Here is a 12663-nt window from a genome sequence, read left to right on the forward strand (position 1 = left end):
ATGCACCGCACCGATCTGCCCGACGACTTCGTCTGGGGGACCGCGACGGCGGCGTACCAGATCGAGGGCGCGGTGTCCGAGGACGGCCGCGGCGACAGCATCTGGGACGCGTTCGCCCGGCGTCCCGGCGCGATCGCCGACGGTCGGACGGGCGCCCCGGCCGACGACCACTACCACCGCTTCGGCGAGGACACCGCGATCATGGCCGATCTGGGGGTCGACGCCTACCGCTTCTCGATCTCGTGGTCGCGGATCCAGGCCGACGGGACGGGGCCGGGAAACGTCGCCGGTCTCGACTTCTACCGGCGGCTGGCCGAGGGACTGCTCGAGCGCGGAGTGACTCCGTGGGCGACCCTCTACCACTGGGACCTCCCGCAGGCGCTCGAGGAGCGCGGCGGGTGGCTCGAGCGGGACACCGCCTCGCGCTTCGCCGACTACGCGGCGATCGTCGCTGAATCGCTCGGCGACGTGGTCGGCGACTGGATCACGCTCAACGAACCGTGGTGCTCGTCGTTCCTCGGCTACGCCGCCGGAGTGCACGCACCGGGCCGCACGGAGGGAACGGCGGCCGCCCGCGCGGCGCACCACCTGCTGCTCGGCCACGGCCTCGCGCTGCCGCGCCTGCGGGAGGCGACGCCCGGCGCCTCGGTGGGCATCACGCTCAACCTCTACTCCGTGCGCGCCGCGACCGGGAGCGCCGCCGATCAGGACGCGGCTCGCCGGATCGACGGTCTCGGCAATCGGCTGTTCCTCGATCCCGTGCTGACCGGCGCCTACCCCGAGGACGTCCTGGCCGACCTCGGCGAGCAGGAGTGGTTCGCCGAGCACGCTCCGGCGGAGGACCTCGCCGCGATCTCGGCGCCGATCGACTTCCTCGGGATCAACTACTACAGCCGCCACACCGTCCGAGCGGGCGAGCCGGCCGCCGAGGCCAGTGCGTACCCCGGCAGCGAGAGCGTCGAGTTCGTCGACACCGGCGCGGCGAAGACCCGGATGGGGTGGGAGATCCACCCGGACGGGCTGCTCGACGTCCTGGACCAGGCGCACGCGCTCGCGCCCGCCCTGCCGCTGTTCGTGACCGAGAACGGCTCGGCGTACGACGACGACGTGGCTCCCGACGGCTCGATCGACGACCCGGAGCGGACCGCCTACCTCGAGCAGCACGTCGCAGCCTGTCGCGCAGCGGTCGAGCGGGGCCTGCCCCTGCGCGGCTACTTCGTCTGGTCGCTCATGGACAACTTCGAGTGGGCCTGGGGCTACACCCGGCGCTTCGGGCTCGTGCACGTCGACTACGGGACCCAGCGCCGCACGCTGAAGACGAGCGCCCGCTGGTTCGCCCGGTTCCTGGGCGGGAGGTCGGGAGAGGACCCGGCCTGATCAGCGGGCCGCCCCGAAGAGGCTGCCGGCGGCCGGGCCCGTCGTCGGATCGAACACGGCGCAGAAGACGGTCCGGTCGCCGTGGCGCCAGCTGACCTCGGAGGGGACGAAGCTGCGGTACTCGAGCACCGAGTCGCCGTAGGGGATGCCGATCGTGAGCGGGAACTCGGGCTCGCACGCGGCCGCGGCCTGCGCGAGGAGCGTGTTCGTGCTGGTGAAGTCGGCTCCCGGCTGGGCGAACGCGTGGAAGACCTCGAGGTCGTGCACCTCGGCGCAGGGGACGAGGTCGACGTCGGCCACCCGGTCGCCGTCCGGCTCGCGTAGGCAGTCGCCCTTGCGGATCGAGAACGCGTCGCCGACGCCCGCGGTCACGACGGCTCCGCTCTCGTCGCGCACCGCCTCCGGCGCGTCGGAGCCGACCACGGAGGAGCAGGCCGCGAGGGGCACCGAGAGGGCCACGGCGACGAGGACGCCGGCGAGGCGCCTCATCGGCGTGCCGCGATGCGCAGGACGGCGTCGTGCAGCACGCCGTTGGTGGCGAGGGAGCTGCCGTGCCAGGGCCCGGGCTCGCCGTCGACGGAGGTGAACCGGCCGCCCGCCTCCTCGACGATCGGGATGAGCGCGGCGAGGTCGTAGGGCTTCACGTCGAATTCGCCCGCGCCGTCGATGAGGCCCTCGGCGACGAGCATGTACGCCCACGCGTCGCCGTACGCGCGGTCGCGGAACACCGAGCGGGCGAGCTCGAGCAGCTGCTCGAGGCGGCCCGCTCCGTCCCACTGCTGGATGCTGTTGTAGCTGAAGGTCGCGTCGGCGAGGTCGGCGACCTGCGAGACGCGCAGTCTCCGCGGCTCGGCGCCGTCGAGGACCCAGGCGCCGGAGCCCCTGGCCGCCCACCAGCGCTTGCCGAGCGCGGGGGAGGAGACGACCCCGACCACCGGGACGCCGTCGACGGCGAGCGCGATCAGCGTCGCCCAGATCGGGACGCCGCGGAGGAAGTGGGCGGTGCCGTCGATCGGATCGAGGATCCACTGCCGAGGGGAGTCGCCGGAGGTGCCGAGCTCCTCCCCGAGGATCGAGTCCTCGGGACGCTCCGCGGCGAGGATCGCGCGGATCGCCTCCTCGACCGCGCGGTCGGCGTCGGTCACCGGCGTGTGGTCGGGCTTCGTGGTGACGACGAGGTCCATGGCGTGGAAGCGCTCGCGCGAGATCGCGTCGGCGGCGTCGGCGAGGCGGAGGGCGAGGCGGAGGTCGTCGTCGAGGGTCACGGCTCCACGATACGGTGCCCGCCGCGAACAGCTCGATTTGACGAACCGGGGGGAGCCACTGCTAGTGTGATCCCTCGGTTCGGCATGCAGTATTCGCCGGGTCGAACGCACCTCTAGCTCAATCGGCAGAGCAACTGACTCTTAATCAGTGGGTTCTCGGTTCAAGTCCGAGGGGGTGCACCCCCAGAAACGCTCGCACTCGGCATCACCGCCGGGGCGGGCGTTTCGTCGTTCAGCGTCGAGCTCCGCATCGCCTGCGTGCAGGCTCCGCCGAACGAAAGGCCCTCCATGCCCGAAGACACCCTCTCCGAGATCGGCTCGATCGCCCTCGCCGTCCTCATCGCCGTCGTCGTCGCGATCGTGGTCACCGCCGTGGTCGCGCTCGTCATCCGCTCGATCGGCAAGCGTAAGACCTGGGCGAGGCTGCTCATCCGCCGCGTCCGCATCCCCTTCCGGGTCCTCCTGATCACCATCGCCGTCTGGGTGGCGCTCGCCGCCACCGTGTCGGGCGAGGTCTGGCCGGGCCTCGTCGACCGCATCTTCCAGATCGCGACGATCGGGGCCGCGGCCTGGCTGGTCGGGGCGCTGTTCGTGTTCCTCGAGGATCTCGGCGCCGAGCGGTACCGCACCGACACCGCCGACAACCGGCGCGCGCGGCGCCTGCGCACCCAGATGACGATCATCCGGAGGGTGGCCGTCGCCGCGGTCGTCGTGGTCGCCCTCGGGGCGTCGCTGCTGACCTTCCCGGAGGCGCGGACGGCGGGCGCGAGCGTCCTCGCCTCGGCCGGTGTGCTCTCGATCGTCGCCGGCCTCGCCGTGCAGTCCAGCCTGACCAACATCTTCGCCGGGATGCAGCTCGCCTTCAGCGACGCGATCCGCCTCGACGACGTGGTGATCGTCGAGAACGAGTGGGGGCGGATCGAGGAGATCACGCTGACCTACGTGGTCGTGCACCTGTGGGACGACCGCCGCCTCGTGCTGCCCACGAACCACTTCACGACCCAGCCGTTCCAGAACTGGACCCGCACCGGATCGGAGCTGCTCGGCGCCGTCGAGCTCGACCTCGACTGGCGCGTGCGGCCCGACGAGATGCGCGAGGAGCTGCACCGGATCCTGGAGGAGACCGACCTCTGGGACCAGCGCGTCAGCGTGCTGCAGGTGACCGACGCCGTGGGCGGTTACGTCCGCATCCGCGTGCTCGTGACGGCGCGGGACGCGCCGACCCTGTTCGACCTCCGCTGCTACGTGCGCGAGCGGCTCGTCACCTGGCTGCACGAGAGCGACCCCGTCGCCCTGCCGCGCCAGCGCGTCGAGATGCAGCAGCCCCAGGAGCACACCGCCGGGGTCGCGCCGCGCACCCACGTGCACTCGTCGCCCGACAACCTCTTCTCCGGCGACCGGGCGTCGGACGAGCGCGGTGCGCTGTTCACCGGCCTGATCGACCTGCGCGACACTCCCCAGCGCGACTGAGCGGGCTCAGGAGGCGGCGAGGAACGGCACGAGCGCGCCCGTGATCGCCCGGTCCGCCTCCTCGTGGCTGATCGTCGCCGTGCCGTCGCCCGGCTGCGGGCCGTACCAGCCGAAGCCGGCGTGGTTCGCTCCCTCGATCTCGACCATCTCGGCCGAGTCCGGCAGCAGGTCGCGGGCGGCGTCGACCTTCTCGGGCGTGCTGAGGCCGTCCTCCGACCCGCTGACGCTCAGGACCGGCAGTGCCGACTCCGACAGGTCGTTCGCGCAGTAGCTCCCGAGCAGCACGAGGCCGGCGACCCCGGGGTCGCCCGCCCACTGGCAGGCCTTCACGCCGCCGAGGGAGTGGCCCCCGACGAGCCAGCGGTCGACGCCCTCCGCCTGCTCGGTGAAGCTCTCGAGCGAGCGCAGATCGAAGAACGCGAGGTTGAGGATCGGGCGGGTGATGACCACCGCGGCGCCGTCGTCGACGAGCGGCGCGAGCGTCGCCTCGTAGGACTCGGCGTCGACCTTCGCTCCGGGGACGAAGACGAGGCCGACGCCCGCCAGGTCGCTGCCCGCGGAGGCGGCCGTCGGCGTCATCACGACGGCGGAGGCGGTGCGCTCGACGCTCACGCCCGCATCGGCCCGCACCCGCGCCAGCGCGTCCTCGTCGGGGCCCATCACGATCGAGGACCAGGTGAGGAACCCGAGGACGGCGACGGCCGCGAGCCCGCCGACGATCAGCAGGGCGAGGCGCGGCCACCGGCGCCGGCGACGCGCGCTCACCGGTTCGCCGCGATCGCGTCGGCCGCCTGGACGAGTGCCAGGTGCGAGAGCGCCTGCGGAGTGTTGCCGGCGTGCCGCTGCTGCTCGACGTCGTACTCCTCGGACAGCAGGCCGACGTCGTTGCTGAGGCCGACGAGCCGGGTCATCAGCGCCTCCGCGTCGTCGAGGCGGCCGGAGTACGCGTACTGGCGCACGAGCCAGAAGGAGCAGGCGAGGAACGGGTGCTCGCCGCCCGCGAGGCCGTCGACGGAGGACTCGGTGCGGTAGCGGTGCAGCAGGCCCTTCTGCAGCAGGGCGCGCTCCAGCTCGGCGACCGTGCCGAGCATCCGCGGATCGTCGGCCTCGACGAAGCCCACCATCGGCAGTACCAGCAGCGACGCGTCGACCTCGGTCGAGCCGTACGACTGCACGAAGTGACCGCGCTCGGAGTCGAAGCCCTGCGCCTCGATCTCGGCCCGGACCCGATCGCGCAGCGCCTCCCAGGTCTCGACCGGCCCGTCGAGCCCGCACTCGCGGACGGCGCGGACACCGCGGTCCAGCGCCGCCCAGATCATCACGCGCGAGTGGGTGAAGTGCCGCGGCTCGCCCCGGATCTCCCAGATGCCGTTGTCGGGCCGCTGCCAGTTGCTCTCGACGAAGCCGAGCAGCGCGCGCTGCAGGGGCCAGGAGAACTCCGTCTCGTCGACTCCGGCGCCCCGGGCCTCGTGCAGCGCGACCATCACCTCGCCGATCACGTCGGCCTGGTACTGGTCGACCGCCGCGTTGCCGATCCGCACGGGCGAGGCTCCGTCGTAGCCGGGCAGGCTCGGCATCGTCCGCTCGAGCAGATCGCGCTCGCCCGCGAGGCCGTACATGATCTGCACGTCCTCGGGCGCTCCCGCGACCGCGCGCAGCAGCCACGCCCGCCACTTCTCGGCCTCCTGCTCGAAGCCGTGCGCGAGCAGCGCCTGCAGGGTCAGCGCCGCATCGCGCAGCCAGACGTAGCGGTAGTCCCAGTTGCGGCTCCCGCCGAACTGCTCGGGGAGGGAGGTGGTCGCGGCGGCGACGATGCCGCCGGTCTCGTCGTCGGTCAGGGCGCGGAGGGTGAGCAGCGAGCGGACGACCGCGTCGCGGTGCGGCCCGTCGTAGCGGATCGACTCCGCCCAGGTGCTCCACCACGAGATCGTGCGCTCGAGGGCCCTGTCGACGTCGAGCACCTTCGGGGCCCGGCGGTGCGAGGGGAACCACGCCATCGAGAGGTCGATCGTGGAGCCCGCCGCCACCTCGAACTCGGCGGAGTGCACGTGGTCGGTGGCCGTCAGCCGCATCCCGCGCACGACGACCGCGTCGGGCCCCGCGACCGCGACGAGCAGCGGATCCTCGTCCGTCCCCTCCTGACGGACCCAGGGGAGCGTGCGGGCGTAGTCGAAGCGGATGCGCAGCTCCTGGCGCATCGGGACCGAGCCCGAGACTCCGCGGATCCGGCGCACCAGCTCCGCGCGCTCGTCGCGCAGCGGCATGACGTCGAGCACCTCGACGACCCCGGTCGCGGTGGTCCACCGGGTCACCAGGGCGAGGGTGTCGCCGAGGTAGTGGCGCTCGGCCGTGGCATCGGCGTCGAGCGGGCGCAGCGACCAGCGGCCCTGATCGTCTCCGCCGAGCAGCGCGCCGAACACCGAGGCGGAGTCGAAGCGGGGGAGGCAGAGCCAGTCGATCCCGCCGTCGCGCGAGACGAGGGCGGCGGTGCGGCAGTCGGAGAGGACGGCGTAGTCCTCGATCGGGGAGACCATGGGCTGATCCTCTCAGCACCGAGCTGTGGTCTCCCAGTCAAGGCCGAGCGACGCGCTGCGACCGCGCTCTAGGGTGAGCCGCATGCCTCACTCCGTCTCCACGCTGCTCATCCTCGGCGCGACGGGAGACCTGTCCTCCCGCCTGCTCCTGCCCGCCGTGGGTCAGCTGCTGACCCGCGAGCCCGACCGCCGCCTCCAGCTGGTGGGGGCCGGCCGCGAGGACTGGACCCAGGAGCACTGGCACGAGGTCGTCGCCGCCTCGTTCGGGACCGAGGAGTCGACCGGCGCCGGCATCGACGAGCTCGTCGCGGGGACCCGCTACCAGCAGATCGACGTGACCGACGCGGAGGCGCTCGCCGCACTGCTCGCGAGCTGCGACGGCCCCGTCGCCGTCTACTTCGCTCTGCCTCCCGCGATCGCGGCGAAGGCCTGCGACGCCCTGGCCGAGCACGAGCTGCCGGAGGGGACCGTGCTCGCCCTCGAGAAGCCGTTCGGCACCGACGAGGCCGGCGCCCACGCGCTCAACGAGCGCCTCGCCGCCCTGGTGCCCGAGGACCGCATCCACCGCGTCGACCACTTCCTCGGCCGCGCGACGGTGATGAACATGCTCGGCCTGCGCTTCGCGAACCGCATCCTCGAGCCGCTGTGGTCGTCGGAGCACATCGAGAGCGTCGCGATCGTCTACGACGAGCAGCTCGGACTCGAGGGGCGCGCCGGGTACTACGACGGCGCCGGGGCCATGATCGACATGATCCAGAGCCACCTGCTGCAGGTGCTCGCGGTGGTGGCGATGGAGCCGCCGTCGACGCTCGACGCGGCCGACCTCCGCGACGCGAAGGGGATCGTGCTGCGCGCCACCCGCCTCCGGGGGGACGACCCGGCCGAGAGCTCGCGCCGTGCCCGCTACACCGCCGGCACGATCGACGGGCGCGATCTGCCCGCCTACGTCGACGAGCAGGGGGTCGATCCCGAGCGCGGCACCGAGACGCTCGCCGAGCTCACCGTCGAGATCGACACCTGGCGCTGGTCGGGAGTGCCCTTCACGCTGCGCTCCGGCAAGGCGCTCGGGAAGCGCCGCCGCGAGGTGGTCATCCGCTTCAAGCCCGTGCCGCACCTGCCCGCGGGCTTCCACGGCACCGAGGAGGCGTCGGTGCTCCGGCTGTTCCTGGCGCCCGACCAGATGTCGCTCGAGCTCAACATCAACGGCCCCGGCGACCCCTACTCGCTCGAGCGCGCCTCCCTCGAGGCGACCTTCGGCGCCGGCGAGCTGCTCGCCTACGGCGAGGTCATCTCGGGCATCCTCGACGACGATCCGTCGCTGTCGGTGCGCGGTGACGCGGCCGAGGAGTGCTGGCGCATCGTGCAGCCCGCGATCGACGCGTGGCGCTCGAACGCCGTGCCGCTCGACGACTACGCCGCGGGCAGCGCCGGCCCGGAGGCGTGGCCGAGCGTCTGAGAGGGAGTCAGCGAGCGGAGTCGGCGGACGCGGGGGCGTCGGCGCGATCGGTCGCGGCGGGCTCGGCCCAGACCGCGATCGGCTGCGGCTGCCACGTCAGGGCGGCGGGCTCGGCGGCGACCAGGTCGTCCGACGTGACCGGGGGAGTCGACGCGGTCATGACCGGGATCGCCTCGGTGATCGGGCTGGAGGTGGCCTCGACGCCCGCGCGCAGCTGCTCGGCCTGGATCGCGGCCGACAGCTCGTGCGCGAGGGAGCGGGCGAGCATGCCGTGGAAGATCGGGTCGCGGTCGTCGTGACTGCGGCGCGTGACGACCCACGCGCCCTGCTCGCCGACGAAGGCGGCCAGGCGCTCGTGGACGACGGCGAACAGCTCGTCCTGGGTGAGAGCGGGGGCCGCGACGACCTCGGGGGCCGGCTGGCGGCGCCTCAGACGAAACCTCATGACGAACCCCGTTTCCCGTGCACCTGGCAGTGTCGCGCCCAGTCTCGCCGGGGCGCGACACGAAGCCGTGCTGACACGCCGCGGGCGGGTCAGCGGTCGCGCTTCTTGCCCTTCGACTCCTTCGCGAGCTCCTTCGAGTCGTACGAGACGGAGCCGAGCGCCACCGCGACCGAGATCGCCCAGCTGACCCACTGCAGGGCCAGACGCCAGTCGCGCGGACCCTTGCGGGTCGTCTGGAGAATGGACCAGCCGCCGACCATCGCGCTGATGACGCTCGAGTTGAGGATGAACTTGCGCATCGATTGCCTCCTGTGTTCATGACGACGGTAGCGGGCTGACCGGGCTCTCAGGAACGGTTGACACCGCGCCCTGCTCCCGCCCGCTACGGTGAACCGCCACCCCGGACGGTCGGCACCGAGAGGAACGGGGACGACATGCGCACGGCTGTGATCGGGGCGGTGCTGCTCGTGCTCGGAGCCGTCGCCGTCGCGACCGGGGTCCTCCCGCTCGACGCCCTGGGCGAGCTGGTCGAGCGCACGGCGCCGATCCTCGCCTTCGTCGTCGCCGTGACCGTCGTGGCCGAGCTCGCCTCCGAGGCGGGGGTGTTCACCGTCGTCGCCGAGCGCGCCGCCGTCTGGGGCCGCGGGCGCACCGCCGTGCTGTGGCTGCTCGTCGTCGTGATGGCGATCGTCAGCACCGTGTTCCTCTCGCTCGACACGACCGCGGTGCTGCTCACCCCCGTCGTGGTCCTGCTGGCGGCGCACGTCAGGGTCTCGCCGCTGCCGTTCGCGATGGCGACGGTCTGGCTGGCGAACTGCGCGTCGCTCCTGCTGCCCGTGTCGAACCTGACGAACCTGCTCGCGGAGCGGCGCCTCGGGGTCGACGGCCCGCTCGAGTTCGCGGCGCTGACCGCGCTGCCCGCGCTCGTCGCGGCCGCGGTGCCGGTGCTGATCCTGGCCGTGCGGTACCGCCGCGAGCTCGCGGGCCGCTACGTGCCGGGGGAGCGGACACCGGTCGAGGACCGCGTGCTGCTGATCGGCGCGGGGATCGTCGTCGCGCTCCTGCTGCCCGCGCTCGTCTCGGGGCTCGAGGTGTGGATCCCCGCCGCGGTCGCCGCCCTCGCCCTCGTCGTGCTCTTCGCCGTCCGCCGGCGCGGGGCGCTGCGGCTCCCACTCCTGCCCTGGCAGCTGGTCGTCTTCGCCTCCGGTCTCTTCGTGGCGATGGAGGCGGCGCACCAGCTCGGCCTCGGCGCGGCGCTCGCCGTGGTCGCGGGCGAGGGGAGCGGAGTCGGCGACCTGCTGCGCCTCGCCGGCTCCGGTGCCGTCGCCGCGAACCTCGTCGACAACCTGCCGGCGTACCTCGCGCTCGAGCCCGTCGCCTCCGACCCGGTGCGCCTGGTCGCGCTGCTGATCGGCGTGAACGCGGGTCCGCTGATCACACCGTGGGCCTCGCTCGCGACCCTGCTCTGGCACCAGCGGCTCACCGCTCTGGGCGTCGCGATCTCGTGGCGCCAGTACGCGCTGCTGGGCGCCGTCGCGGTCGTGCCGACGGTCGGCGGAGCGGTGCTCGCGCTGGCGCTCACCCGGGCCTGAGCCCCGGCACTCGTTCGGGAGGGGCTGCTACCCTCGCCGCGTAAGAGACGGCTCGACCGACGATGGGGAACACCATTCTTCCGAACACTGCCTCCGACCCTCTCGAGCGCGCCGCGGCACCCCGCAACGCGTTCGTGGTGGTGTCCAACCGCCTCCCCGTGGACCGCGTCGTCGCCGACGACGGGACCGCCTCGTGGAAGACCTCGCCCGGCGGCCTGGTCACCGCGCTCGAGCCGGTGATGCGCGCGAACGCCGGTGCGTGGGTCGGCTGGCCCGGGGTCGCCGACGAGGAGGTCGCCCCGTTCGAGAACGACGGCGTGCTGATCGTCCCCGTCGCCCTCAGCGCCCAGGAGCTCGAGGACTACTACGAGGGCTTCTCGAACGACACCCTCTGGCCGCTCTACCACGACGTGATCGCGCCGCCCACGTACCACCGCGACTGGTGGGACGCCTACGTGCGCGTCAACCGGCGGTTCGCCGAGGCGGCCGCCGCCGTGACCGAGGAGGGCGGCGTCGTCTGGGTGCAGGACTACCAGCTCCAGCTCGTCCCCAAGATGCTGCGCGAGCTCCGGCCCGACGTGACCATCGGCTTCTTCAACCACATCCCGTTCCCGCCCTACGGCATCTTCGCCCAGCTCCCGTGGCGCAAGCAGATCGTCGAGGGCCTGCTGGGCGCCGACGTCATCGGCTTCCAGCGCCAGGGCGACGCCGGCAGCTTCCTCCGCGCGGTCCGCCGCCTGCTCGGCTACGACACCCGCAGCACGCTGGTCGAGGTGCCGGTCGAGGAGGAGGCGGTCGTCGGCACCCGCCGCGTCAACCGCTCCCGCCGCGGAGCGAGCGTGCGGCCCGTCGTGGCCAAGCACTTCCCGATCTCGATCGACGCCGCCTCCTTCGAGGAGATGGCGCGCAGTCCCGAGATCCAGGAGCGCGCGCGGCAGATCCGCCACGACCTCGGCGACCCGCAGACCGTGATGCTCGGCGTCGACCGCCTCGACTACACCAAGGGGATCGGGCACCGGCTGAAGGCCTTCGGCGAGCTGCTGGCCGACGGGCGCCTCAGCACCGACGACGCCGTGCTGGTGCAGGTCGCGAGCCCGAGCCGCGAGCGCGTCGAGACGTACAAGCAGCTGCGCGACGACATCGAGCTGCAGGTCGGCCGCATCAACGGCGACTACGGCACGATCGGCAACCCGGCGATCAGCTACCTCCACCACGGCTACCCCCGGGAGGAGATGGTCGCCCTCTACCTCGCGGCCGACGTGATGCTCGTGACCGCCCTGCGCGACGGCATGAACCTCGTCGCGAAGGAGTACGTCGCCTCCCGGTTCGACAACGACGGCGTGCTCGTGCTGAGCGAGTTCACCGGCGCCGCCGACGAGCTCAAGCAGGCCGTGCAGGTGAACCCGCACGACATCTCGGGCCTCAAGGACGCGATCGAGCAGGCGGCGCGGATGCCGCGGGTCGAGCGCTCCCGGCGGATGCGGGCGCTGCGCCGCCGCGTCCTCGAGAACGACGTCGCCCGCTGGTCGGCCAGCTTCCTCGCGGCGCTCGCCGAGCACGCCGAGGGGCAGCAGCTCGACGTGCGCCCCGCCGCGCGGGGCCAGGAGGCGCCGCTCGGTCAGGAGGCCGAGCACGGCCAGGACGCCGCGCACGGCCTGGCCGCGGTCGCCCGCGAGGCCGAGGACGCGCGATGAGCACGCTCACCCCGACCCCCGGCGTCCCGCACCAGCCCGGCGTTCCCGACCGCCTCGTCGTCGCGTTGCGCGAGCTCGCCGCGACCGAGCGGCTCCTCGTCGCCCTCGACTTCGACGGCACTCTCGCCCCGGAGGTCGACGAGCCCGCCCGCGCCCGCGCGCTGCCCGAGGCGCGCGAGGCCGTGCTGCGCCTGCTCGCCCTGCCCGGCACCCGCGTCGCCCTCGTCTCGGGGCGCGCCCTCGAGAGCCTCGAGGAGGTCGCGCAGCTGCCCGACGAGGCGCTGCTCGTCGGCTCGCACGGTGTCGAGATCCGCCTCGACCCCGACGAGGACGCCGTGCGCCTCGACGCCTCAGAGCGGGCGAAGGTCGATGTGCTCGAGGACGTGCTGAAGGGCATCGCCCGCGGCATCGACAACGTCTGGATCGAGGACAAGCCCGCCGGGTTCGCGCTGCACACCCGGCTCGCCACCGACCGGCACAGCCGGGTCGCCCACGTCGTCGCCCTCTCCGAGGCGCGCGCCGAGGTCGAGGGCGTGCACGTGCGCGAGGGCAAGAACGTGCTCGAGTTCTCGGTCCGCTCCACCACGAAGGGCGAGGCGGTCGAGCACCTGCGCCGCTACACCGGCGCGACCGCGGTGCTCTACGCCGGCGACGACGTCACCGACGAGGACGCCTTCGCCGTGATGCGCACCGGCGACGTCGGCATCAAGAGCGGAGCGGGCACGACCTCGGCCGCCTACCGCGTCCGCGGCCCCGAGCAGGTCGCGCACGCCCTGTCGCTGCTGGCCGACTTCCGGGGCGCCGCGGAGTGAGCTCCGCACCCCGCTGAG

The 12663-nt window shown here is 73.0% G+C and carries 12 protein-coding genes and 1 tRNA gene; 7 read left to right on the forward strand and 6 right to left on the reverse strand.

Annotated elements, in window-relative coordinates; genetic code table 11:
- A complete protein-coding gene (locus GSU68_RS06095; RefSeq protein WP_159906431.1) occupies window positions 1-1377 on the forward strand; it encodes a GH1 family beta-glucosidase in 1377 nt (458 codons plus the stop codon).
- Here the strand turns inward: GSU68_RS06095 and GSU68_RS06100 are convergent, their stop codons facing one another.
- Both GSU68_RS06100 and hisN read right to left on the reverse strand, forming a co-directional pair.
- The gene (locus GSU68_RS06100) at window positions 1378-1866 is read right to left on the reverse strand and encodes a septum formation family protein (RefSeq protein WP_159906433.1); all 489 of its coding nucleotides are present in this window, start codon (window positions 1864-1866) and stop codon (window positions 1378-1380) included. It abuts the gene before it with no gap.
- Window positions 1863-2642 (reverse strand): histidinol-phosphatase, encoded by a 780-nt coding sequence (gene hisN / locus GSU68_RS06105; RefSeq protein WP_159906435.1) that lies wholly within the window; start codon window positions 2640-2642, stop codon window positions 1863-1865. The genes GSU68_RS06100 and hisN overlap by 4 nt, the downstream gene beginning before the upstream one ends.
- 107 nt (window positions 2643-2749) lie before the next feature.
- Between hisN and GSU68_RS06110 the strand changes: the two genes are divergently transcribed.
- Both GSU68_RS06110 and GSU68_RS06115 read left to right on the forward strand, forming a co-directional pair.
- A tRNA-Lys gene (locus GSU68_RS06110) sits at window positions 2750-2822 on the forward strand.
- A 108-nt stretch (window positions 2823-2930) separates the two neighbouring features.
- Window positions 2931-4112 carry a mechanosensitive ion channel domain-containing protein gene (locus GSU68_RS06115; protein ID WP_159906437.1) on the forward strand — a complete coding sequence of 394 codons (1182 nt, stop codon included), beginning with the start codon at window positions 2931-2933 and terminating at the stop codon, window positions 4110-4112.
- A gap of 6 nt (window positions 4113-4118) precedes the next feature.
- On the opposite strand, the gene GSU68_RS06120 is transcribed toward GSU68_RS06115, so the two are convergent.
- Window positions 4119-4877, reverse strand: a complete 759-nt coding sequence (locus tag GSU68_RS06120; RefSeq protein WP_244259407.1) for an alpha/beta hydrolase — start codon at window positions 4875-4877, stop codon at window positions 4119-4121.
- Window positions 4874-6646, reverse strand: a complete 1773-nt coding sequence (locus tag GSU68_RS06125) for a glycoside hydrolase family 15 protein (RefSeq protein WP_159906439.1) — start codon at window positions 6644-6646, stop codon at window positions 4874-4876. Before GSU68_RS06125 ends, GSU68_RS06120 begins: the two co-directional genes overlap by 4 nt.
- Window positions 6647-6728: 82 nt before the next feature.
- On the opposite strand from GSU68_RS06125, the gene GSU68_RS06130 reads away from it, so the two are divergent.
- Window positions 6729-8102, forward strand: a complete 1374-nt coding sequence (locus GSU68_RS06130; RefSeq protein WP_208544655.1) for a glucose-6-phosphate dehydrogenase — start codon at window positions 6729-6731, stop codon at window positions 8100-8102.
- A gap of 7 nt (window positions 8103-8109) precedes the next feature.
- Here the strand turns inward: GSU68_RS06130 and GSU68_RS06135 are convergent, their stop codons facing one another.
- Both GSU68_RS06135 and GSU68_RS06140 read right to left on the reverse strand, forming a co-directional pair.
- Window positions 8110-8547, reverse strand: a complete 438-nt coding sequence (locus tag GSU68_RS06135) for a hypothetical protein (RefSeq protein ID WP_159906443.1) — start codon at window positions 8545-8547, stop codon at window positions 8110-8112.
- An 89-nt stretch (window positions 8548-8636) separates the two neighbouring features.
- On the reverse strand, window positions 8637-8846 hold the full coding sequence (locus GSU68_RS06140) for a hypothetical protein (protein WP_159906445.1): 210 nt from the start codon (window positions 8844-8846) through the stop codon (window positions 8637-8639).
- 135 nt (window positions 8847-8981) lie between these two features.
- Here GSU68_RS06140 and GSU68_RS06145 point away from each other — a divergent pair, with 135 nt between their 5' ends.
- From GSU68_RS06145 to otsB, 3 genes are all read left to right on the forward strand, one after another.
- Window positions 8982-10139, forward strand: coding sequence for an SLC13 family permease (locus tag GSU68_RS06145; RefSeq protein WP_159906447.1), 1158 nt, complete (start codon window positions 8982-8984; stop codon window positions 10137-10139).
- 62 nt (window positions 10140-10201) lie between these two features.
- Entirely contained in the window at window positions 10202-11833 is a 1632-nt protein-coding gene (locus tag GSU68_RS06150) for a trehalose-6-phosphate synthase (protein ID WP_159906449.1), read from the forward strand.
- On the forward strand, window positions 11830-12645 hold the full coding sequence (gene otsB / locus GSU68_RS06155) for a trehalose-phosphatase (RefSeq protein ID WP_159906460.1): 816 nt from the start codon (window positions 11830-11832) through the stop codon (window positions 12643-12645). The genes GSU68_RS06150 and otsB overlap by 4 nt, the downstream gene beginning before the upstream one ends.
- Window positions 12646-12663: the final 18 nt, after the last annotated feature.

It is taken from the genome of Rathayibacter sp. VKM Ac-2759, from assembly GCF_009834225.1.
In the GTDB taxonomy this organism is placed as follows: Bacteria; Actinomycetota; Actinomycetes; order Actinomycetales; family Microbacteriaceae; genus Rathayibacter.

Excerpts from the sequence above, each read along its gene's own strand:
- GSU68_RS06150 (WP_159906449.1), top strand. The coding sequence starts at position 10,202 with ATGGGGAACACCATTCTTCCGAACACTGCCTCCGACCCTCTCGAGCGC.
- GSU68_RS06115 (WP_159906437.1), top strand. The coding sequence starts at position 2,931 with ATGCCCGAAGACACCCTCTCCGAGATCGGCTCGATCGCCCTCGCCGTC.
- GSU68_RS06095 (WP_159906431.1), top strand. The coding sequence starts at position 1 with ATGCACCGCACCGATCTGCCCGACGACTTCGTCTGGGGGACCGCGACG.
- GSU68_RS06100 (WP_159906433.1), bottom strand. The coding sequence starts at position 1,866 with ATGAGGCGCCTCGCCGGCGTCCTCGTCGCCGTGGCCCTCTCGGTGCCC.
- GSU68_RS06140 (WP_159906445.1), bottom strand. The coding sequence starts at position 8,846 with ATGCGCAAGTTCATCCTCAACTCGAGCGTCATCAGCGCGATGGTCGGC.
- GSU68_RS06125 (WP_159906439.1), bottom strand. The coding sequence starts at position 6,646 with ATGGTCTCCCCGATCGAGGACTACGCCGTCCTCTCCGACTGCCGCACC.
- otsB (WP_159906460.1), top strand. The coding sequence starts at position 11,830 with ATGAGCACGCTCACCCCGACCCCCGGCGTCCCGCACCAGCCCGGCGTT.
- GSU68_RS06145 (WP_159906447.1), top strand. The coding sequence starts at position 8,982 with ATGCGCACGGCTGTGATCGGGGCGGTGCTGCTCGTGCTCGGAGCCGTC.
- GSU68_RS06135 (WP_159906443.1), bottom strand. The coding sequence starts at position 8,547 with ATGAGGTTTCGTCTGAGGCGCCGCCAGCCGGCCCCCGAGGTCGTCGCG.
- GSU68_RS06130 (WP_208544655.1), top strand. The coding sequence starts at position 6,729 with ATGCCTCACTCCGTCTCCACGCTGCTCATCCTCGGCGCGACGGGAGAC.